This window comes from Streptomyces sp. Qhu_M48 (assembly GCF_051305195.1).
Lineage (GTDB): Bacteria > Actinomycetota > Actinomycetes > Streptomycetales > Streptomycetaceae > Streptomyces.
Genome location: NZ_CP195432.1, coordinates 7,203,882 through 7,225,949 on the forward strand (window position 1 = coordinate 7,203,882; position 22,068 = coordinate 7,225,949).

Sequence of the window (22,068 nt, forward strand, 5' to 3'; positions counted from 1 at the left end):
AGAAGTGAGGTGACGGCCCCCATGGCCGAGACCACAACCGCATACGCCGGAAACACCTACATCGCCGACCTCGCGCCCGGCTCACTGATCACCCAGGACGGGCAGATCCAGTGGGCCGGGCTCCTCATAGGGCCCGGCACGCCGTTCGCCGTCGACCGGACCGGTCTGTCGGGCTGGGAGGACCTCCCCGAGTACGACTCCTCCGACGCCGACCGGCCGACCTCGCACGGAGCCTGGCCGGGTTCCCGGTTCGCCAAGCCGCGCAAGGTCGGCGGCACGATCGTGCTGATGCCGGAGTGGGACGGCGCCCCCGCGGCCATCCGCGCGCTGCGCCAGGCCCTCGCCCTGCTCGACGAGGAGCGCTGGCTCACCGTCCGGCTGCACGGCGAGCTGCTCGCCGTACGGGCCCGGATCGCGCAGCGCGTCGTCCCCGCCGACCAGGGGTTCGCCACCCAGGGCAGCTCCCGCATGTCCGTCCAGTGGCTGGCCTCGGACCCGCGCCGGTACGCCGTCAACGAGCAGACGGTGAGCACCACGGCCCCGCAGCCCGAGTCCGGGCTCGTCTGGCCGCTCACGTTCCCGCTCAGCTGGGGCGAGGCGAAGAGCACCGGTGACGCCGTCGCCGTCAACACGGGTTCCGCGCCCTGCCACCCGGTGATCGTCTTCCGCGGTCCGTGCTCCACCCCCACCGTCACCGAGCGGACGAGTCGCCGCCGTCTGCGGTACGCGATCGACCTGGCCGCCGGCGACGAGCTCGTCGTCGACACCGGCGCGGGCACGGTCATGCTCAACAACTCCGCGTCCCGTCGGCACACCGCGATGGCCGACTCCAACCCGGAGGAGCTGTTCGCGCTCGAACCGGGCCGTACGGAGCTGTCCTTCCGGCCCGACTGGGCCGCCCCGGAAGCCCAGATGACGATCCACTGGCGCAGCGCCGAATGGTGACGGGTCCCTCCTGACCCCCGCCGGAAGCCACCCGCCCCGGCCGCCGGGGGGCCGCGTCGCTCACGCCGCTCACGCCGCTCACGCCGCCCGCGTCGCCCCCGCCGCCCCCGTCGCCGGGCTTGATCTCCACCCCTGATCCCACCGCCCCGACCCTCACGGAGAGGTGACCCATGACCGTACGCGCCGCTTGGCTCAAGACCACCGGCCAGACCCGCGAGGACACCCGGCTGACCCTCGCCGCCCTGCTCACCCCCAGTGGCCAGAGCGCCGAGGAGACCCCGCTGCGCTCGCGGCCGGGCATCGTGCCGGGCGGCTTCGTCCTGACCGCCGGCTCCCCCATGCAGGGCATCGTCGGCACCGGCCGGGCGATCGTCCAGGGCAAGGACACCGCCCAGGGCGCCTACCTCGTCGCCGTCACCTCACCGGAGACCCTCACGCTCGCGGACGGCGACCCGCAGTTCGACCGGATCGACCTCGTCGAACTGGCGGTCGTGGACGACACCTACGACCGCACCGGTGCCACGGAGGCGGTGGTACGCCTGGTCAAGGGCACGCCCGCCGCCTCCCCCACCGCCCCGGCGAGCGGCCCGGGCAGCACGATCCCGCTGTACTCGATCCTGGTGCCGAAGGGCACCTCGGCCGGCACCGGCGGCATCCAGTGGAACACCGCCGCCGTCACCACCCTGCACTGGCCGGTCGTGGCCCTCGGCGGGATCCTGCCCGCCAGCGGCTTCAAGGGCGCGTACGTCGGCCAGTACCGCGACACCGCCGGCCTCCTCCAGCGCTGGGACGGCACGACCTGGGTCTCGTACCCCAAGCCGATCGGCGGCATCGCCCCCTCGACGACGACCACCGGCGGGTACTACGGCCAGTACCGCGACAGCGTCTACGGGCTCCAGCGCTGGGACGGGTACGTCTGGCAGGAGGCCGAGGGCATGGGGGCGATCCTGTTCAGCGCCTCGCAGACGGTGCAGCAGAGCATTCCCACGGCCACCTGGACCACGGTCATCTTCCAGACCGTGGACGTCCAGGACTCGACGGGCTGGAACGGCTCCACCACCTACACCGCGTGGCGCGCCGGCTGGTACCGGATCTCCGCCCATGTCGCCTGGGCCCCCGACTCCGCGGCCGGCATGCGCGGCGCGCGGCTGACGGTCAACGGCGTCGGCGTACCGCGCTGCACCTGGCTCACCCCGGCCGCCGACGGCGCCGTGACGGTCGGCGGCCAGGGCCTGATCAAGCTCGCCAAGGGCAACACCGTCCAGGTCATGGGCTACCAGACCTCGGGCGCCTCACTGAGGACGCTCGGCGGCTCCGGCTACGCGGGCAACCTCTCCGCCGAGTGGATCAAGGCCTGACCGTTCCGCCCCTTCCGCACCTTCGCCCCACCCCATCCGAACGGAGAAAATCCCCATGAACCTGCGCAGCAGCTGGGTCGCCGAGACCGGCCAGACCCGCGAGGACACCCGCCTCACCCAGACCGGCGTGACGACGCTGACCAACCCCGTCCAGGTCCGCTCCGGCATCCTGCCGGGCTCGTACACCGGCCAGCACCGGCTGTCCGGCTTCTGGACCAAGGGCGCCTCCGCCATGACGGCGACCGTCGCCGAGGGCCGCGCCGTCGTCCAGGGCGAGATCTCCCAGGGCGCCTACCCGGTGGCCCTGCCCACCTCCCAGGACGTCACCTTCGACGCGGGCGACGCCCAGTACGGCCGCATCGACCTGATCGTCATCCGGGTCTACGACAATCTCTACGACTCCTCGAACCGCAACGAGGCGAAGGTCGAGATCATCAAGGGCGTCCCGGCCCAGGCCCCGCAGGCCCCGGCCGTCCCGGCCCGCTGCCTCGCGCTGTACGAGGTGACCGTCCCGGCCACCGTCAGCGCGGGCAACGGCGGCATCCCGTGGGCCACCTCGCTCAAGGACCTGCGCACCCCGGTGGTCTCCCTGGGCGGCATCCTCCCGGTCGAGGGCCCGGTGTACCCGGGCGCCTTCCCGGGCCAGTACCAGGACTCCGGCGGCGCGCTCCAGCGCTGGGACGGCGGCGCCTGGGTGTCGTACCCGTCCGCGCTCGGCGGCATCGCCCCGGCCGGCGCGGTCACCACCGCCAGCTACACGGGCCAGTACCGGGACACCGCGGGCGGCCAGCTCCAGCGCTGGAGCGGTACGGCGTGGACGCCGGCGGTGCCGGGGCCGTACTTCGTCGACAACGGCGACTACGGCGACACCACGTCGACCACCTACACCCCGACGCTCGCGGGCCGGATCACCAACCCCCTGGCGCTCAGCTTCACCGCCCCGCCGTCGCGGGCGATCGTCGTCCACTACGGCTGCAAGATGAAGTCGCGCGACGACCACTACGCCTACATGGCGCTGCGGCTCACCCAGGGCGCCACGGTCGTCAACGACCTGGACGACGAGTACGCGGTCACCGCCGCGAGCACCACCCTGCTCTCGGCCTCCGCCTCGCGCCGGCTGTCCAACCTGACGCCGGGCGCGACGTACACGCTCACCGCCCACTTCCGGATCCTCGCCAACACCCTCGGGCTCAAGGCCGGTTTCGACAACACCTTCATCAAGGTCGACCCGCTTCCGTGACCGCCGCCGACACCCCACCTCCCCGGGAGAATCCATGACCCTGCACACCGGTTGGCTCGCCCCCCAGGGGCAGACCCGCCAAGGCACCCGCCACATCGCGATCGGCGCCACGACCCCCGCCGGTCCGCTCAACGTCCGGTCCGGGATCCTGCCCGGCACCTACGACGGCAAGTACCGTGTCGGCGGCCTGTGGATGAGCGGCAACGGCCCGATGACCGCGACCGTCTACCACGGCCGGGCCGTCGTCCAGGGCCCCGCCGTCCAGGGCGCCTACCCCGTCGTGCTCGACCAGGACACCGTCGTCAACTTCGCCGACGGCGACCCCCTGAACCCCCGCGTCGACCTGGTGGTCCTGCGCGTGTACGACGGCCAGTACGACAGCTCGCAGCGGAGCGAGGCCGCCGTCGAGGTCATCAAGGGCACCCCGGCGGCCACCGCGGTGGCCCCGGCCGCGCCCCCGCTCTCGCTGCCCCTGTTCAGCGTCAAGGTGCCGCCGGGCACCTCCGCCGGCTCCGGCGGCATCCTCTGGACGGCCGGCGCCGTCACGGACCTGCGCGTCACCACGACCGGTGTCGGCGGGATCCTGCCCGTCTACAACAACTCGGCCGTGGCCGGCGCGTACCCGGGCCAGTACCAGGACAACGACGACTCGCACATCCTCCAGCGCTGGAACGGCACCGGCTGGGTCGCCTACCCGAGGGAGGTCGGCGGCGTCGCGCCCAACGGCGCGCTCTCCACGGGTGGTTACACCGGACAGTTCCGCGAGGCGAACGGCGTCCTCCAGCGCTGGAACGGCAGCAGCTGGCTGAACTACCACGCGCCGTACGACATCGAGACGATCACCACCGGGGCCACCGCGGCGACCGGCTGGACCCTGTCGTCGTTCACGGGCCGCCGTGCCCGCTCCGGCGTCGTCACGATACGCGCGAGCATCACCCGCACCGGCGGGGACATCACCGCCACCGCCGTCGGCGGCATCTCCGACACCAGCCTGTGCACCCTGCCGGCGGGCTGGGCCCCGAGCGCCACGTTCGAGGCCGTGGCCTCCGACAGCTGGGGCTCCGGCACCGCGTCCATCTACAGCTCCGCGCAGATCATGCTGCGCGACTGGACCGGCAACGCCGTCATCCCCAACGGCAGGGTTCTGAACGTCTCCGCCACCTACGTCCTGTAAGGGGGCCCGCCATGGCACTCGACACGCCCTACCGCGCGATCTTCTGCGACCTGCTGACCGACCAGACCATCGACATCCTGCCCCTGCGGGACGTCCAGTTCGACGACTACATCGGCAAGGCCGGCTCGCTCTCCGGCACCATCCCCATCCCCGACCGGGCGATCGCCGCCCGCGTCCACCAGGTCCAGGAGGGCCGCACCGCGGTCTACCTGGAGCGCGGCGGAGACCTGTGGTGGGGCGGCATCATCTGGACCAGCACCCTGCAGAGCAACGAGCAGGGGGTGATGACCCTGTCCATCCAGGCCGCCACCTTCGACTCGTACGCCGGCCGTCGGCGTATCCGCGAGAACATCAGCATCACCACGCCGACCGACCAGCTGGAGATCGCCCGCACCCTCTGGAAGACGCTCCAGAAGAACGCCGACGGCAACATCCTGGTCAAGTACGGCGAGGAGCCCCCCTCCCTGGTCAACCGCACCGCGTCCTGGCGCACGGGGGACGAGACCCTCTACTCGGAGGCCCTCGATCAGCTCGCCGCCCTCGACACCGGCTTCGAGCACCAGATCATGGTCTACCGGGACCCGGTCAGCGGGAAGCGGATCCGCCAGCTCCGGCTCGGCGCCCCCAAGATCCGTACCGGCGCCACCGACCTGGTCTTCGACCGGCCCGGCACGATCCTGTCGTACTCCTTCCCGCGCGACGCGACCCGCGGCGGCACCACCGCCATGGCGCGCGGCGCGTCCATCAACAACAACGCCGCCGCCGAGTCCCGGCCGCTGTTCTCCGGCGAGAAGGAGTCCCCGCTCCTCCAGGCCGGCTGGCCGCGGATCGACCTGTCCTCGGACCACAACGAGATCAGCGACAAGGCCACCCTGGAGAAGACGGCCGCCGGCGAACTCCTCCAGGCCGCCGGCGCCGTCGTGATCCCCGAGATCACCATCCGGCTCGGCGGGGTGGTGCCGCCGGCGCTGCTCGGCCGCTCCGCGCGGATCCGGATCACCGACGAGTGGCACCCCTCCGGGCTCGACGCCCGCTACCGCATCGTCGGTGTCAAGGTACGGCCCCCGGAGCGCGGCCGCCCCGACACCGCCGAGCTCTACCTTGAGGAGGCCTGATGCCCCAGCTGCCCGAGGACATCATCGACCGGCTCACCCAGATGGAGCGCCGCATCCAGGCGCTGTCCACGGCGGTCAACACCCGGCCCGCCATGAACGAGGTCACCGACGGCGCGCTCAACGTCAAGCTGCCGAACGGCACCTCGGTCCTCCAGGTCGGCAAGTGGGACGAGGACGAGGAGAAGCACGAGTACGGGGTGGCGCTCCGCCGCCAGACCGGCGAGCTGGCCCTCGCCCTCTTCAACGGCAGCGGCAGCGCCACCACCCGGCAGGTGCTGCGGCTCTACGACTCGTACCTCCACGAGATCTTCTCCGACGACATCACCGCCGGCGGCCTCGCGCGGCCCTGGCTCGCGATGCTGCCGCCGCAGGACGTCACCCCCGTGCGGTGGCCGCAGACCACCTCCACGGCCTGGACGACGATCGCCCGCTCGTACAACCCGGTCTGGCAGCCGCGGATGCGGCTGCAGATGGAGACCCGGGTGACGGGGACGGGCGCGACCGGCGAGGTCAAGGTCGTCGTCGACAGCGCGACCCAGTTCGGCGCCACCGTCGCCGCGGGCAGCGTCTTCGACGTGACCGACACCCTCGTCAGCGACATGACGACGCGCTTCGGCACCACCGCCAAGATCGAGATCCAGGCCCGGGTCATCGGCACCGGCACCGTGTTCGCCCAGCCGATGCTCATGTACGGCACCCAGAGTTGAGCCACCCCGCCCACCACGGAGAGGAACCACGCATGATCATCGACCCGGCCCAGCCCTGGGGCGTGGCCATCGACTACGCCGGCCGCGCCACCGTCACCGACGGCGGCCACACCGTCGACGTCCGCATCTACGACACCACGATGGGCGGCGCGCTGGAGGTGGACCCGATGACCGGCGAGTACCCCCAGGTCTACGTCACCGCCCAGCTCGGCGAGGCCGGCCAGGCCGGCTCCACGCTGCGCGGCAGCGGGCTCGTCATCCTCAACGCACGGGGCGGCGTCCCGGTCGGCCCCGACCCGGAGTCCGTACGCGACGCCGTGGCGTCCGCGCTCGCCGACTTCGAGACCCGCCGGGCGGCCTACGCCGTGCTCTGCGCCACGTGGGCCCCGCCCCCGTCGCCGGAGCCGACCCCGGAGCCGGAGCCCACCCCGGAGCCGACCCCCGAGCCCACGCCCGCCCCGGAGACGGAGCCGACCCCGAAGGACCCGGACACGGCCCCGGCCCCCTGACCGACCCGGCCGGCCACCCCGCCCGCCGCTCCACCCGTACGCCCGCCCGGCACCCCTCGTGCGGGCCTTTTTCATGTCCGGAGGACACCAGATGGCCACTCCCCTCCCCGCGGACCGGCTCGTCGCCGCACTCCGCGCCGAAGGCGTCACCGTCGTCGAACACCCCGGCTGGCGCTCCCACAACCGCAACCACACCGGCGCCTGGGGCCCGGTCACCGGCGTGATGATCCACCACACCGTCTCCACCGGCACCGCCTCCTCCGTCGAGCTCTGCTTCAACGGCTACCAGGGCCTGCCCGGACCGCTCTGCCACGGCGTCATCGCCAAGGACGGCTCCGTCCACCTCGTCGCCAACGGACGCGCCAACCACGCCGGAGCCGGTGACCCGTCCGTCCTCCAGGCCGTGATCACCGAGACGTACGGCAGCCGGCCCCCGGCCCCCCGCGTCCACCAGGGCAGCCCCGGCGCCGTCGACGGGAACTCCCGCTTCTACGGCTTCGAGTGCGTCAACCTCGGCAACGGCACCGACCCCTGGCCGGCCGCCCAGCTCGACGCCGTCGAACGGGTCTCCGCCGCCCTGTGCCGGGCCCACGGCTGGGGCGCCAGGTCCGTCATCGGCCACCTGGAGTGGTCCGACTGGAAGAGCGACCCCAAGGGCTTCGGCATGCCGACCCTCCGCGACCGGGTCCAGGCCCGGCTGGGGAAGGCACCCGCCACGAACACCCCCGGCAGCGGCAAGCCCGCCGCACACCGCCTCCAGCCGTTCCCGGGCACCTCGTTCTTCCGCAAGGAGACGAGCTCCCCGGTCATCACGGCCATGGGCCGCCGGCTCGTCGCCGAGGGCTGCTCCGCGTACACCGTCGGCCCCGGCCCCCGCTGGGGCGAGGCCGACCGGCTCAGCTACGCGAAGTGGCAGCGCAAGCTCGGCTTCCGCGGCTCCGACGCCGACGGCGTCCCCGGCGCGGCGTCCTGGAGCGCCCTGAAGGTCCCGTACACGAAGGCCCCCTGAGCCGGGCCCCGCAACCCCGCAGGAAGGGAGAGGTTCCGATGACCGATGCCGCCAAGCGCACGGCCCGCACCGTCCTCCAGTCCGCCGTCGGCATCGCCGTCGTGCTCCCCGCGATCGTCGACGCCTCCGGCCTCCCCGAGACCCTCCCCTGGGTCGCCGGGGCCCTGGCCGTCGCCGGCGGACTCACCCGGGTGATGGCCCTCGACGCGGTGCAGAACCTGCTGCCGTCCTGGCTGCGCAGCACCCCGGCCGAGGCAGGTGCCGATGACCGAGCCTGACCCGAACGACCCCGTGGCCGTCGCCGTCGAACTGGAACGGCTCCGCGGCACCCTGGAGGCCGGCTTCGCCCGCGTCGACGGCGCGCTCGCGCTGCTCGTCCAGCGCAACGACCAGACCGACCGGCAGCTCGCCGACCACGAGGCCCGCCTCGACGCTCTGGAACGCGCCCGCTGGCCGCTGACCAGCATCCTCGCGCTCGCCGCCAGCGCCGGGGCGCTCGTCGCGGTCTGGGAGCTGGCCGCCCGCTGAGCCATCGGCCGGACACGCCGAAGGGCGGCCACCCCACGGGGTGACCGCCCTTCGGTTTCGCACTACTTACTGGTTGTACGGACCGTAGTCGTAGTCCTCCAGCGGAACGGCCTGGCCGGAGCCCGAGCCGAACGGCGAGTAGTCGATGTCGTCGTAGCCGACGGCCGAGTACATCGCGGCCTTGGCCTCCTCGGTCGGCTCGACCCGGATGTTGCGGTAGCGGGACAGACCCGTACCGGCCGGGATGAGCTTACCGATGATGACGTTCTCCTTGAGGCCGATGAGGCTGTCGGACTTGGCGTTGATCGCCGCGTCCGTCAGTACTCGGGTCGTCTCCTGGAAGGACGCCGCCGACAGCCACGACTCGGTGGCGAGCGAGGCCTTGGTGATACCCATCAGCTGCGGACGGCCGGAGGCGGGGTGACCGCCCTCGGTGACCACACGACGGTTCTCGGTCTCGAACTTCGAGCGCTCGACGAGCTCGCCCGGCAGCAACTCCGCGTCGCCGGACTCGATGATCGTCACGCGGCGCAGCATCTGCCGGATGATGATCTCGATGTGCTTGTCGTGGATCGACACGCCCTGCGAGTTGTAGACCTTCTGGACCTCGGCGACCAGGTGGATCTGGACCGCGCGCTGACCGAGGATCCGCAGCACGTCGTGCGGGTTGGTGGCACCCACGGTGAGCTTCTGGCCCACCTCGACGTGGTCGCCCTCGCCCACGAGCAGACGGGCACGCTTCGAGATCGGGAACGCCGTCTCGTCGGTGCCGTCGTCCGGGGTGACGACGAGCTTCTTGGTCTTCTCGGTCTCCTCGATACGGACGCGGCCGGCCGCCTCCGAGATCGGGGCGACACCCTTGGGCTGACGAGCCTCGAAGAGCTCGACGACACGGGGCAGACCCTGGGTGATGTCGTCACCGGCCACACCACCGGTGTGGAAGGTACGCATCGTCAGCTGGGTACCGGGCTCACCGATGGACTGGGCGGCGATGATGCCGACCGCCTCACCGATGTCGACCAGCTTGCCGGTGGCGAGCGAACGGCCGTAGCAGAACGCACAGGTACCGACGGCGGACTCACAGGTCAGGACCGAACGGGTCTTGACCTCCTCGACGCCCGCGTTGACCAGGGCGTCGATGAGCACGTCACCCAGGTCGACGTTGGCCGGCGCGATGACCTTGCCGTCGACGACGACGTCCTCGGCGAGCATCCGCGCGTACACGGAGGTCTCGACGTCGTCCGTCTTGCGCAGCACGTTGTCGGCGCCGCGCTCGGCGATCCGCAGCTTCAGACCGCGCTCGGTGCCACAGTCCTCCTCGCGGATGATCACGTCCTGCGAGACGTCCACCAGACGACGGGTCAGGTAACCCGAGTCGGCGGTACGCAGGGCGGTGTCCGCCAGACCCTTACGGGCACCGTGCGTGGAGATGAAGTACTCCAGAACGGTGAGGCCCTCACGGAAGGACGCCTTGATGGGACGCGGGATCGTCTCGTTCTTGGCGTTCGACACCAGACCACGCATACCCGCGATCTGACGCATCTGCATCATGTTTCCTCGGGCACCCGAGTCGACCATCATGAAGATGGGGTTCGTCTTCGGGAAGTTCGCGTTCATCGCCTCGGCAACCTCGTTGGTCGCCTTGGTCCAGATCGCGATGAGCTCCTGAGTGCGCTCTTCCTTGGTGATCAGACCGCGCTCGTACTGCTTCTGGACCTTCTCGTCCTGCTCCTCGTAGCCCTTGACGATGGCCTTCTTGGCCTCGGGCACGACGACGTCGGAGATGGCCACGGTGACACCGGACCGGGTCGCCCAGTAGAAGCCCGCCGCCTTCAGGTTGTCGAGCGTCGCCGCCACGATGACCTTGGGGTAGCGCTCGGCGAGGTCGTTGACGATCTCGGAGAGCTGCTTCTTGCCGACGGAGTAGTCGACGAACGGGTAGTCCTCGGGCAGCAGCTCGTTGAAGAGCGCGCGGCCCAGCGAGGTGCGCAGGCGGAACGAGTCACCCTGCTGCCACTCCGGCTCGCCCTCCTCCGTGACCGGGGGGACCCAGCCACGCGGAGCGACGGTGCCGACGGGGAAGCGGATGTCGATCTGCGACTGCAGCGCGAGCTCGCCGGCGTCGAACGCCATGATCGCCTCGGCCGTGGAGCCGAACGCGCGGCCCTCGCCCTTGGTGTCACGGAGCTCACCGTCGGTGGTCAGGAAGAACAGACCGAGGACCATGTCCTGGGTCGGCATCGTGACCGGACGGCCGTCGGCGGGCTTCAGGATGTTGTTCGAGGACAGCATCAGGATGCGGGCCTCGGCCTGCGCCTCCGCGGAGAGCGGCAGGTGCACGGCCATCTGGTCACCGTCGAAGTCCGCGTTGAACGCGGTGCAGACGAGCGGGTGGATCTGGATGGCCTTGCCCTCGACCAGCTGGGGCTCGAAGGCCTGGATGCCGAGGCGGTGCAGCGTGGGCGCGCGGTTCAGCAGAACCGGGTGCTCGGCGATGACCTCTTCGAGGACGTCGTACACGACCGTGCGGCCGCGCTCGACCATCCGCTTGGCGCTCTTGATGTTCTGCGCGTGGTTCAGGTCGACCAGGCGCTTCATCACGAACGGCTTGAAGAGCTCCAGCGCCATGGCCTTCGGCAGACCGCACTGGTGCAGCTTCAGCTGCGGACCGACGACGATGACGGAACGCGCGGAGTAGTCCACACGCTTGCCGAGCAGGTTCTGACGGAAACGACCCTGCTTGCCCTTCAGCATGTCGCTGAGGGACTTCAGCGGACGGTTGCCGGGGCCCGTGACCGGGCGACCACGACGGCCGTTGTCGAAGAGGGCGTCGACCGCCTCCTGGAGCATCCGCTTCTCGTTGTTCACGATGATCTCGGGGGCACCGAGGTCGAGCAGACGCTTCAGACGGTTGTTGCGGTTGATCACGCGGCGGTACAGGTCGTTCAGGTCGGAGGTCGCGAAGCGGCCACCGTCCAGCTGCACCATCGGACGCAGGTCCGGCGGGATGACCGGCACGCAGTCGAGAACCATGCCCTTGGGGCTGTTCGCGGTCTGCAGGAACGCGGAGACGACCTTGAGGCGCTTGAGCGCACGGGTCTTCTTCTGGCCCTTGCCGGTACGGATGATCTCGCGGAGGCGCTCGGCCTCCTCCTCCAGGTCGAAGGACTCCAGGCGCTTCTGCAGCGCCGCGGCACCCATCGAGCCGTCGAAGTACGTGCCGAAGCGGTCACGCAGCTCGCGGTAGAGGAGCTCGTCGCCCTCCAGGTCCTGGACCTTGAGGTTCTTGAAGCGCGACCAGACCTCGTCCAGACGGTCGATCTCGCGCTGCGCACGGTCGCGCAGCTGCTTCATCTCGCGCTCGGCACCCTCGCGCACCTTGCGGCGCACGTCGGCCTTGGCGCCCTCGGCCTCGAGCTCGCCGAGGTCGTTCTCGAGCTTCTTGGCGCGGGCCTCCAGGTCGGAGTCGCGACGGTTCTCGATCTGCTGACGCTCGACGGAGACGTGCGCCTCCAGCGAGGGCAGGTCACGCGTACGACGCTCGTCGTCGACGTACGTGATCATGTACGCCGCGAAGTAGATGACCTTCTCGAGGTCCTTCGGGGCGAGGTCGAGCAGGTAGCCAAGACGCGACGGAACGCCCTTGAAGTACCAGATGTGGGTGACGGGAGCGGCGAGCTCGATGTGGCCCATCCGCTCACGGCGCACCTTCGCGCGGGTGACCTCGACGCCACACCGCTCACAGATGATGCCCTTGAAGCGGACACGCTTGTACTTGCCGCAGTAGCACTCCCAGTCCCGGGTCGGACCGAAGATCTTCTCGCAGAAGAGTCCGTCCTTCTCGGGCTTGAGCGTGCGGTAGTTGATGGTCTCCGGCTTCTTGACCTCGCCGTGGCTCCACTGACGGATGTCGTCAGCGGTGGCCAGACCGATCCGGAGCTCGTCGAAGAAGTTGACGTCGAGCACTATGCGTCAATCCCTCTCAGGGTTGTAAGGCTTGGGGTCTGATACGGGGGTCCTGGGGCCGGCCGGGGACTCAGCGGTGAAACGCCGGGTCCCCGACCGAACTCCCGTCAGACCTCTTCGACGCTGCTCGGCTCGCGCCGGGACAGGTCGATGCCGAGCTCCTCCGCTGCGCGGAAGACGTCCTCGTCGGTGTCGCGCATCTCGATGGACATGCCGTCCGAGGACAGCACCTCCACGTTGAGGCACAGGGACTGCATCTCCTTGATGAGCACCTTGAAGGACTCGGGGATGCCGGGCTCAGGGATGTTCTCGCCCTTGACGATGGCCTCGTAGACCTTCACGCGGCCGGTCACGTCGTCGGACTTGATCGTCAGCAGCTCCTGGAGGGCGTAAGCGGCGCCGTACGCCTCCAGCGCCCACACCTCCATCTCACCGAAGCGCTGGCCACCGAACTGGGCCTTACCACCCAGCGGCTGCTGGGTGATCATCGAGTACGGTCCGGTCGAACGGGCGTGGAGCTTGTCGTCGACCAGGTGGTGGAGCTTGAGGATGTACATGTAACCGACCGAGACCGGGTCGGGGAACGGCTCGCCGGAGCGGCCGTCGAACAGCCTCGCCTTACCGGTCGGGAGCACCATGCGCTCGCCGTCGCGGTTCGGGATGGTGTGGTTCAGCAGACCCGCGAGCTCGTCCTCACGCGCACCGTCGAAGACCGGGGTGGCGACGTTGGTGCCGGGGGCGACCTTGTCGGCGCCGATCACCTGGAGGCGCTGCGCCCACTCGTCCGCGAGACCGGAGACGTCCCAGCCGCGGCTGGCGAGCCAGCCGAGGTGGATCTCCAGGACCTGTCCCGGGTTCATTCGGGACGGGACACCCAGCGGGTTGAGGATGATGTCGACCGGGGTGCCGTCCTCCAGGAACGGCATGTCCTCGATCGGCAGGATCTTCGAGATGACGCCCTTGTTGCCGTGACGGCCGGCGAGCTTGTCACCATCGGTGATCTTGCGCTTCTGGGCGACGTAGACGCGGACCAGCTGGTTCACGCCCGGAGGAAGCTCGTCGCCCTCCTCGCGGTCGAAGACGCGGACGCCGATGATCTTGCCGATCTCGCCGTGCGGCACCTTCAGCGAGGTGTCACGGACCTCACGGGCCTTCTCACCGAAGATCGCGCGGAGCAGGCGCTCCTCCGGCGTCAGCTCGGTCTCGCCCTTGGGCGTGACCTTGCCGACGAGGATGTCGCCGGCGACGACCTCGGCACCGATACGGATGATGCCGCGCTCGTCGAGGTCCGCGAGGACCTCCTCGGAGACGTTCGGGATGTCCCGGGTGATCTCCTCCGGGCCGAGCTTGGTGTCACGGGCGTCGACCTCGTGCTCCTCGATGTGGATCGAGGAGAGGACGTCGTCCTGCACGAGGCGCTGCGACAGGATGATCGCGTCCTCGTAGTTGTGACCCTCCCACGGCATGAACGCCACGAGCAGGTTCTTGCCGAGCGCCATCTCGCCGTCTTCGGTGGCGGGACCGTCGGCGAGGACCTGGCCCTCGATCACACGGTCGCCCTCGTCGACGACGACCTTCTGGTTGACCGAGGTGCCCTGGTTCGAGCGCGAGAACTTGTGCAGGCGGTACGTGATGTACGTGCCGTCGTCGTTGGCGACGGTGACGTAGTCCGCGGAGAGCTCCTGGACGACACCGTCCTTCTCGGCCTTGAGCACGTCGCCGGCGTCGGTGGCGCAGCGGTACTCCATGCCGGTGCCGACGAGCGGGGCCTCGGACTTGATGAGCGGAACGGCCTGACGCATCATGTTCGCGCCCATGAGGGCACGGTTGGCGTCGTCGTGCTCCAGGAACGGGATCATGGCGGTCGCGACCGACACCATCTGGCGCGGCGAGACGTCCATGTAGTCCACGTCCGACGGCTCGACGTAGTCGACCTCGCCACCACGCTTGCGGACCAGGACGCGGTTCTCGGTGAGGCGCAGTTCGTCGTCGAGCGCGGCGTTGGCCTGCGCGATGACGAAGCGGTCCTCCTCGTCGGCGGTGACGTAGTCGACCTCGTCGGTGACCGTACCGTCGATGACCTTGCGGTACGGCGTCTCGATGAAGCCGAACGCGTTGACGCGGCCGTACGAGGCGAGCGAACCGATCAGACCGATGTTCGGGCCTTCGGGGGTCTCGATCGGGCACATGCGTCCGTAGTGGGACGGGTGCACGTCTCGGACCTCGAAGCCGGCCCGCTCACGGGAGAGACCACCAGGGCCCAGCGCCGAGAGACGACGCTTGTGCGTCAGACCCGACAGCGGGTTGTTCTGGTCCATGAACTGCGACAGCTGGCTGGTGCCGAAGAACTCCTTGATGGAGGCGACGACCGGCCGGATGTTGATCAGGGTCTGGGGCGTGATCGCCTCGACGTCCTGGGTGGTCATGCGCTCACGCACGACGCGCTCCATACGAGCCAGACCCGTGCGGACCTGGTTCTGGATGAGCTCGCCGACGTTGCGCAGACGACGGTTGCCGAAGTGGTCGATGTCGTCGGTCTCGACGACGATCTCGTTGCCGTTCTCGCCGATCGTCTCGGTCTCGCCCGCGTGGAGCTTGACCAGGTACTTGATCGTGGCGATGACGTCGTCCGTGGTGAGCACGCCGGCGTCCAGCGGCTCGTCGGCGCCGAGCTTCTTGTTCACCTTGTAGCGGCCGACCTTGGCGAGGTCGTAGCGCTTGGGGTTGAAGTAGAGGTTCTCGAGCAGCGTCTGAGCGGCCTCGCGGGTCGGCGGCTCTCCCGGACGCAGCTTGCGGTAGATGTCGAGCAGCGCGTCGTCCTGGCCCTGGGTGTGGTCCTTCTCCAGGGTGGCGCGCATGGACTCGTACTCGCCGAACTCCTGCAGGATCTGCTCGGTGGTCCAGCCGAGAGCCTTGAGGAGGACGGTGACGGACTGCTTGCGCTTGCGGTCGATGCGGACACCGACCAGGTCGCGCTTGTCGATCTCCATCTCCAGCCAGGCACCCCGGGACGGGATGATCTTGGCCGAGAAGATGTCCTTGTCGGACGTCTTGTCGATGGAGGAGTCGAAGTAGACACCCGGCGAACGGACCAGCTGCGACACCACGACACGCTCGGTGCCGTTGATGACGAAGGTGCCCTTGTTCGTCATGAGCGGGAAGTCGCCCATGAAGACGGTCTGAGACTTGATCTCGCCGGTCTCGTTGTTGGTGAACTCGGCGGTGACGAAGAGCGGGGCACCGTACGTGAAGTCACGGTCCTTGCACTCGTCGATCGAGTTCTTCGGCGGCTCGAAGCGGTGGTCGCGGAAGGTCAGCGACATCGACCCGGAGAAGTCCTCGATCGGTGAGATCTCCTCGAAGATCTCTTCCAGGCCGGACTTCCTGGGGACGTCCTGTCCCGACTCAAGGGCAGCCTCGACGCGAGCCTTCCAGGCGGCGTTGCCGAGCAGCCAGTCAAAGCTCTCGGTCTGCAGCGCGAGGAGGTTCGGAACCTCGAGGGGCTCCCTGATCTTTGCAAAAGAGATGCGCAGCGGGGCGGTGCTTGCGCCGTTGTTCGTATTGGTCGAGGCGTTGCGCGAGGCGGCCAAGAGGGGGTCCTTCCGAGGGCTCGGACTCACTACGCGCGTACCGGTCCCCAGCAATGCTTCACGGCAGACTTTTCCTGAGATGACCGAAGGGCCAGGTCAGACGGGGTCGGTCCGAGAAGCGGATGCGAAGGTATGCCCCTGGTGACGGGCAGGGGGCAGCTAACAGGCAGCGCAAAGGGTCAGTGTAGCCACTTGGCTCACTGATGTCCAGGGCGAATAATTCGCGACCCTCGTTGCTCTCAACTCCGCGGTGCCTCGCGCCGTGTGGCGCACCTCGATACTGCCCGTTCAGTCGTCGATCCATGCCTCGGAAACGGATCGTTGTGACGACGCGTCCTGAGAATTGCGCGCTGCGTGCGGTTCGTCAAGGCCCCCCGGTCCGCGGGGCGCACGGCGAAGATCACCATACTCCGCCGCCGACGACCCTCGGGCCCCCCGCCACGCCCTTCCCGGGGAACGCCGAAAGGCGACCACCCACAAGGGTGATCGCCTTTCGGTGCTCCCGCGTTACACGGGGGCAGGAGTCAGCTCAGCGAGCCGAAACGGCCTTACTTGACCGTGACGGAGGCGCCGGCGGCCTTGAGGGACTCGGCAGCCTTCTCGGCGGCCTCCTTCGCGACCTTCTCGAGGACCGGCTTCGGGGTGCCGTCGACGAGGTCCTTGGCCTCCTTGAGGCCCAGGGAGGTGAGCTCGCGCACGACCTTGATGACCTGGATCTTCTTGTCGCCGGCACCCTCGAGGATGACGTCGAACTCGTCCTGCTCCTCGACGGCCTCGGCGGCGGCCGGGGCGCCCGGGCCGGCAACGGCGACGGCCGCGGCGGCGGTGACGTCGAACTTCTCCTCGAAGGCCTTCACGAACTCGGAGAGCTCGATGAGGGTCATCTCCTCGAACTGGGCGAGGAGGTCGTCCTGAGAGAGCTTCGCCATGATGGGCGATCCTTCCACTAATTCGGCAGGTGCCGGATGTATGTAGAGGCGGGCGTAACGGCCCGCTACGACCCGCGCACTAGGCGGCGCGGATCAATGCGCGAGCCGAATTACTCGGCACCGCCCTGCTCGGCGAGCTTGACGCGAAGCGCCTCCGCGGTGCGGACGAACTTCGACGGCAGCGCCTGGAAGAGCGAGGCAGCCTGAGACTGCTTGCCCTTGAACGCGCCGGCCAGCTTGCTGAGCAGAACCTCGCGGGACTCGAGGTCCGCGAGCTTCTTGATCTCATCGGCGGAGAGCGCCTTACCATCAAGGACACCGCCCTTGATGATGAGGTTCGGGTTGTCCTTGGCGAAGTCACGCAGGCTCTTCGCCGACTCCACCGGGTCACCGGTGATGAAGGCGACCGCGGTCGGACCAGCGAAGTGCTCGTCCAGCGCGGTGATCCCGGCCTGGTTGGCCGCAATCTTGGTCAGCGTGTTCTTCACCACGGCGTACTGGGCGTTCTCACCGAGCGAACGACGCAGCGTCTTGAGCTGCGCGACGGTGAGACCCCGGTACTCGGTCAGCACGGCGGCGTTCGAGCTGCGGAACTGGTCCTCAAGCTCGGCTACCGCGGCAGCCTTGTCGGGCCTTGCCATAGAGCGTCGGCCTCCTTCCGGGTGATGAGGACCGCTCAGAAGGAGCTGACAAAACAAAAACGCCCCAAGCGCAGGCGCTCGGGGCTCAGCTCAACCGTGTCACAAGGACCAGGGAACTTTTCCACGATCACCTACGCGGGTCGTTCGCGTCTCAGCGAATCCTTCGGCCACCGCACCTTGACGGCACGGTGACGACCAGCGGTCTTTGGCTTCTTCGGAAGAGTACGTGACCGGGTCGCCCCGGGGCAAATCAGCCCTGACCGAGGCCTGCGTCGGCGCCGTCTCCGAGACCCTCACCGATGCCCTTCAGCATCTCCATGAAGTCGAAGGTGTCCTTGGCCGGCGGTGCCTCGACCGCGGCCTCGGTGCCGTAGTCCGAGTAGAACGCGGTCATGTTCATCGAGCCCTCGGGCATCTTCATGCCGACGACCATCTTGACCGGGTAGCCGTCCCCGTCGACCCAGAGCTCGGTGTCGTAGCCCTTGATCCCCGAGTCCTTCATGGTCGCGACGAGCTTGTCGCGGTCCGCCTCGGGCAGGCCGTCCAGGCTCTTGTTGGCGTCCAGCATGTCCTCGAAGGCGATCGAGCCCTTGTAGTGCTGGGCCTCGACGCCCTCGACCTTCTCCGGGCCGACGTGCTTGATGCCCGGAGCCTCCAGGAGGAGCGCGAGCTGCTGGGCCGGGTCCTGGTTCATACCGCCCAGACCCTGGGTCATCTGCTTCTGCAGGGCGGCGTCGCCGGACTCCTTCGCCATCCCGGCGAAGTCCATCTTCATCCAGCGCTTGCCGTCCATCTCGGCGGCCTGCTCGGCGCCCATGTCCATGTACATGACGTTGTCACGCATGATCATGCGGATCTTCTCGGGCATTCCGGCCGCGCCCGCGTCGGCGAACATCCCGCCGGACATGGTCACGTCCATCGCGGCCGGGTCCCAGCCCTGTACCCCGGTCAACGTCGTGGTGCCGGAGCCGAGGCCGGCGCCCTTCGTCTCGATCGTCATCCGGATCTTCGCGGCCTTGGCCTCGGAGGTCTTCGCGTACGCGGCCCGGATGGCCTTCGTGACGGCCTCCAGGCTCTGTGTCCGCGGCTTGGCGGGCGATTCGGCCGCCTTCCCGTCGCCGTCCTGACAGCCCGCGACCCCCGTCGCCACGGCCACGGCCGTCAGGGCGACGCCCGTGCGCTTCCACGTGGACTTGTTCATGAGCGTTCCCCACCCCTTGGTCGACGTCTTCGCCGTCCCTCGAACCGTAACAAGGAACAGGCCCCCGTCTCTCCGAGGAGAGACGGGGGCCTGTCGACCACTCAGTGAACCGATGGGGTTCAGACCGCGGCCGGGTCCTCCTCGACGAGGAGGTTCCGGGTGCGGTTGGAGTCCAGCGGGATGCCGGGGCCCATCGTCGTCGTCAGGGTCGCCTTCTTGATGTAGCGGCCCTTGGCGGCGGACGGCTTCAGACGGAGGATCTCCTCCAGAGCCGCGGCGTAGTTCTCGACCAGCTTCGTCTCGTCGAAGGAGACCTTGCCGATGATGAAGTGCAGGTTCGAGTGCTTGTCGACGCGGAACTCGATCTTGCCGCCCTTGATCTCGTTGACGGCCTTCGCGACGTCGGGGGTCACGGTGCCGACCTTGGGGTTCGGCATCAGACCACGCGGGCCGAGGACGCGGCCGAGGCGGCCGACCTTGCCCATGAGGTCCGGGGTGGCCACCACGGCGTCGAACTCGTTCAGGCGGTTGCCCTTGGAGATCTCGTCGATGAGCTCGTCGGAGCCGACGATGTCGGCGCCCGCGGCGATCGCGGCCTCGGCACGGTCACCGGTCGCGAAGACCAGGACCCGGGCGGTCTTGCCGGTGCCGTGCGGAAGGTTCACGGTGCCACGGACCATCTGGTCGGCCTTGCGCGGGTCGACACCCAGGCGGAAGGCGACCTCGACGGTGCCGTCGAACTTCGTGGTGGCGGTGTCCTTGGCGATGCGGACGGCCTCGAGGGGGGCGTAGTTCCGCTCCCGGTCGATCTTGGCGTCCGCGCCGCGGAGAGCCTTGCTGCGCTTCACTTCTGCTCCTGTTGGTTCAGGTACGGAGTCGTGGTGCGGGCCGCGCCGGCCCTACCACTAGGTCACGAGGGGGGTGATCAGCCCTCGACCGTGATGCCCATGGAACGGGCGGTGCCGGCGATGATCTTCGACGCGGCGTCAAGGTCGTTGGCGTTCAGGTCGGGGAGCTTGACCGTGGCGATCTCGCGGACCTGGGCGGCCGTGAGCTTCGCGACCTTGGTCTTGTGCGGCTCGCCGGAGCCCTTGTCCACACCCGCGGCCTTGAGGATCAGCTTGGCGGCCGGCGGAGTCTTGGTGATGAAGGTGAAGGTGCGGTCTTCGTAGACCGTGATCTCCACCGGCACGACCATGCCACGCTGCGACTCGGTCGCGGCGTTGTAGGCCTTGCAGAACTCCATGATGTTGACGCCGTGCTGGCCCAGCGCGGGACCGACCGGCGGGGCCGGGTTGGCCGCACCAGCGTTGATCTGGAGCTTGATAAGCCCCGTGACCTTCTTCTTCTTGGGAGGCATTGCTCTCTCCGGGTCCTAGTGAGAGTGTTCAGCCCGCCATCCGGTCATCCGGATGGAGGCATACCGCACAACGATAACGGGTATAGACGCGCGGCTAAAAACCGAGCAGGTCAGAGCAGCTGCGAGAGCCACTCTGACCTGGTCGGAAACCTATGGGATTCAGTTCTTCTGGATCTGGTCGAAGCTGAGCTCGACCGGGGTCTCGCGACCGAAGATCTCGACGAGGCCCTTGACCTTCTTCGAGTCGGGGTTGATCTCGTTGATCGTCGCCTGGAGGGTGGCGAAGGGGCCGTCGGTGACGGTGACCGAGTCGCCGACCTCGAAGTCCAGGACCTGGACCTCCAGCTTGCGGGCCGGAGCCGGCTTGCCCTCGGCCTCGGCGGCCTCGCGGGCGGCCTTCTCCTCGGCCTCCGGGGCGAGCATCTTGACGATCTCGTCCAGGGTCAGCGGGTACGGGTCGTAGGCGTTGCCCACGAAGCCGGTGACGCCGGGGGTGTTGCGGACGACGCCCCAGGACTCGTTCGTCAGGTCCATGCGGACGAGAACGTAGCCGGGAAGCTTGTTCTGCTTGACGTTCTTCCGCTCGCCGCCCTTGATCTGGACGATCTCTTCCTCGGGGACCTCGGCCTGGTAGATGAAGTCCTCGACGTTGAGCGAGACGGCGCGCTGCTCGAGGTTGGCCTTCACGCGCTTCTCGTAGCCCGCGTAGGTGTGGATGACGTACCACTCGCCGGGGAGGGTGCGCAGCTCCTCGCGGAGCGCGGCGACCGGGTCGACCGGGGCGGCCGGCTCGGCCTCCTCGTCGGTCTCGTCCTCGGCGTCCTCGTCCTCGGTGCCCTCGGTGTCGGCGTCCTCGGCGTCTTCGTCCTCGACGGCCTCGACGGTCTCGTCCTCGTCGCCCTCGGCGACGTCGGCGGCCTCGTCGGTCTCCGGCTCGTCCTGGTCCTCGTCCTCGATCTCGAGGGCGGCTTCCTCGGCGGCCTCGCCGGCAGCGTCGTCAGCAGCGTCGGCCTGGTCCTCGTCGGCGGCCTCGACGATGTCCAGCTCGTCCTCGACGGACTCGGACTCGAAGGCGTCGTTCAGGTTCGCGTCAGACACGGTGGCTGCTTCTTCCTGCGATACAGATGGGGTGGAACAAAAAGTCAGCCGAAGACGTACTTGACTGCTTCCTGGAAGCCATAGTCAATCACGGTAACGAGGCCGATCATGATGACGACGAAGATGATCACCACGGTGGTGTACGTCGACAGCTGGCTGCGCGTCGGCCAGACGACCTTGCGGAGCTCCGCGACGATCTGTCGGTAGAAGAGCGCGAGACGGCCCAGGGGGCCCTTCTTTCCGCGCTTGCCGCCCTTACGGGACTTCTTCTTCGACTCGGAGGCCTCGTCATCGGCATCAGGCATGTCGATGGAGCCTACGGCGTCCGTCACGATCTCTCACCTGATTCCGGGTCGGCCGTGCCGCGCCCGGGATGGAGCCGCACGGCGGTGCAATGAAGTACGTACATGCGCACAACACCTGGCGGTGTGTGTAGCAGGGCCGGAGGGACTTGAACCCCCAACCGCCGGTTTTGGAGACCGGTGCTCTACCAATTGAGCTACGACCCTTTGTTGGTGTCCCTCAACCTACCGCATCGTGAGATGTGGTCGGTGCGGGCCAACGAGCAGTGAGCATACGTGGTCGGAGGGCCCCGCGTCGAACAGGAACCGCGACCGACCTGCTGTCGGACGCGCGTACGACCGGGAATGGCCGTTCCTGTCCGGTCCGTGAAACCTGTGTGCCGGGCCTTGGAGCGG

The 22,068-nt window shown here is 68.8% G+C and carries 19 protein-coding genes and 1 tRNA gene; 10 read left to right on the forward strand and 10 right to left on the reverse strand.

Going from position 1 to position 22,068, the window contains the following annotated elements; genetic code table 11:
* The first annotated feature begins 21 nt into the window (after window positions 1-21).
* The 10 genes from ACRRSS_RS32295 (at window position 22) to ACRRSS_RS32340 (ending at window position 8,585) form a co-directional block, all read left to right on the forward strand.
* The gene (locus ACRRSS_RS32295) at window positions 22-945 is read left to right on the forward strand and encodes a phage distal tail protein (protein WP_435974548.1); all 924 of its coding nucleotides are present in this window, start codon (window positions 22-24) and stop codon (window positions 943-945) included.
* Window positions 946-1,115: 170 nt separating this feature from the next.
* Entirely contained in the window at window positions 1,116-2,303 is a 1,188-nt protein-coding gene (locus ACRRSS_RS32300) for a hypothetical protein (protein WP_435974549.1), read from the forward strand.
* Window positions 2,304-2,358: 55 nt separating this feature from the next.
* Window positions 2,359-3,543 carry a hypothetical protein gene (locus tag ACRRSS_RS32305; RefSeq protein WP_435974550.1) on the forward strand — a complete coding sequence of 395 codons (1,185 nt, stop codon included), beginning with the start codon at window positions 2,359-2,361 and terminating at the stop codon, window positions 3,541-3,543.
* 34 nt (window positions 3,544-3,577) lie between these two features.
* Window positions 3,578-4,717 carry a hypothetical protein gene (locus ACRRSS_RS32310; RefSeq protein ID WP_435974551.1) on the forward strand — a complete coding sequence of 380 codons (1,140 nt, stop codon included), beginning with the start codon at window positions 3,578-3,580 and terminating at the stop codon, window positions 4,715-4,717.
* A gap of 11 nt (window positions 4,718-4,728) precedes the next feature.
* The gene (locus tag ACRRSS_RS32315; protein ID WP_435974552.1) at window positions 4,729-5,832 is read left to right on the forward strand and encodes a hypothetical protein; all 1,104 of its coding nucleotides are present in this window, start codon (window positions 4,729-4,731) and stop codon (window positions 5,830-5,832) included.
* The gene (locus ACRRSS_RS32320; RefSeq protein ID WP_435974553.1) at window positions 5,832-6,539 is read left to right on the forward strand and encodes a hypothetical protein; all 708 of its coding nucleotides are present in this window, start codon (window positions 5,832-5,834) and stop codon (window positions 6,537-6,539) included. The genes ACRRSS_RS32315 and ACRRSS_RS32320 overlap by 1 nt, the downstream gene beginning before the upstream one ends.
* A 32-nt stretch (window positions 6,540-6,571) precedes the next feature.
* Window positions 6,572-7,048, forward strand: a complete 477-nt coding sequence (locus tag ACRRSS_RS32325) for an ATP-binding protein (RefSeq protein WP_435974554.1) — start codon at window positions 6,572-6,574, stop codon at window positions 7,046-7,048.
* 91 nt (window positions 7,049-7,139) lie between these two features.
* Entirely contained in the window at window positions 7,140-8,057 is a 918-nt protein-coding gene (locus ACRRSS_RS32330; RefSeq protein ID WP_435974555.1) for a peptidoglycan-binding protein, read from the forward strand.
* Window positions 8,058-8,095: 38 nt separating this feature from the next.
* Complete coding sequence (locus ACRRSS_RS32335) at window positions 8,096-8,335, forward strand: hypothetical protein (protein WP_435974556.1); 240 nt, start codon at window positions 8,096-8,098, stop codon at window positions 8,333-8,335.
* Window positions 8,322-8,585 carry a hypothetical protein gene (locus ACRRSS_RS32340; protein WP_435974557.1) on the forward strand — a complete coding sequence of 88 codons (264 nt, stop codon included), beginning with the start codon at window positions 8,322-8,324 and terminating at the stop codon, window positions 8,583-8,585. Before ACRRSS_RS32335 ends, ACRRSS_RS32340 begins: the two co-directional genes overlap by 14 nt.
* Before the next feature lie 66 nt (window positions 8,586-8,651).
* Here the strand turns inward: ACRRSS_RS32340 and ACRRSS_RS32345 are convergent, their stop codons facing one another.
* The 10 genes from ACRRSS_RS32345 to ACRRSS_RS32390 form a co-directional block, all read right to left on the reverse strand.
* Complete coding sequence (locus ACRRSS_RS32345) at window positions 8,652-12,551, reverse strand: DNA-directed RNA polymerase subunit beta' (protein ID WP_435974558.1); 3,900 nt, start codon at window positions 12,549-12,551, stop codon at window positions 8,652-8,654.
* Window positions 12,552-12,658: 107 nt separating this feature from the next.
* On the reverse strand, window positions 12,659-16,141 hold the full coding sequence (rpoB, locus tag ACRRSS_RS32350) for a DNA-directed RNA polymerase subunit beta (RefSeq protein WP_351901914.1): 3,483 nt from the start codon (window positions 16,139-16,141) through the stop codon (window positions 12,659-12,661).
* A 548-nt stretch (window positions 16,142-16,689) separates the two neighbouring features.
* A complete protein-coding gene (rplL, locus tag ACRRSS_RS32355; protein WP_435974559.1) occupies window positions 16,690-17,070 on the reverse strand; it encodes a 50S ribosomal protein L7/L12 in 381 nt (126 codons plus the stop codon).
* Between the two features lie 110 nt (window positions 17,071-17,180).
* A complete protein-coding gene (gene rplJ / locus ACRRSS_RS32360; RefSeq protein WP_315891554.1) occupies window positions 17,181-17,711 on the reverse strand; it encodes a 50S ribosomal protein L10 in 531 nt (176 codons plus the stop codon).
* 250 nt (window positions 17,712-17,961) lie between these two features.
* Complete coding sequence (locus tag ACRRSS_RS32365; RefSeq protein ID WP_435974560.1) at window positions 17,962-18,912, reverse strand: hypothetical protein; 951 nt, start codon at window positions 18,910-18,912, stop codon at window positions 17,962-17,964.
* Between the two features lie 119 nt (window positions 18,913-19,031).
* On the reverse strand, window positions 19,032-19,760 hold the full coding sequence (gene rplA, locus ACRRSS_RS32370; protein ID WP_351901908.1) for a 50S ribosomal protein L1: 729 nt from the start codon (window positions 19,758-19,760) through the stop codon (window positions 19,032-19,034).
* Between the two features lie 77 nt (window positions 19,761-19,837).
* Entirely contained in the window at window positions 19,838-20,272 is a 435-nt protein-coding gene (gene rplK / locus ACRRSS_RS32375; RefSeq protein ID WP_015035536.1) for a 50S ribosomal protein L11, read from the reverse strand.
* A 159-nt stretch (window positions 20,273-20,431) separates the two neighbouring features.
* A complete protein-coding gene (gene nusG / locus ACRRSS_RS32380) occupies window positions 20,432-21,370 on the reverse strand; it encodes a transcription termination/antitermination protein NusG (protein WP_435974561.1) in 939 nt (312 codons plus the stop codon).
* Between the two features lie 44 nt (window positions 21,371-21,414).
* A complete protein-coding gene (gene secE / locus ACRRSS_RS32385; RefSeq protein ID WP_351901903.1) occupies window positions 21,415-21,702 on the reverse strand; it encodes a preprotein translocase subunit SecE in 288 nt (95 codons plus the stop codon).
* A gap of 104 nt (window positions 21,703-21,806) precedes the next feature.
* Window positions 21,807-21,879: transfer RNA gene (locus ACRRSS_RS32390), tRNA-Trp, on the reverse strand.
* Between the last annotated feature and the right edge of the window lie 189 nt (window positions 21,880-22,068).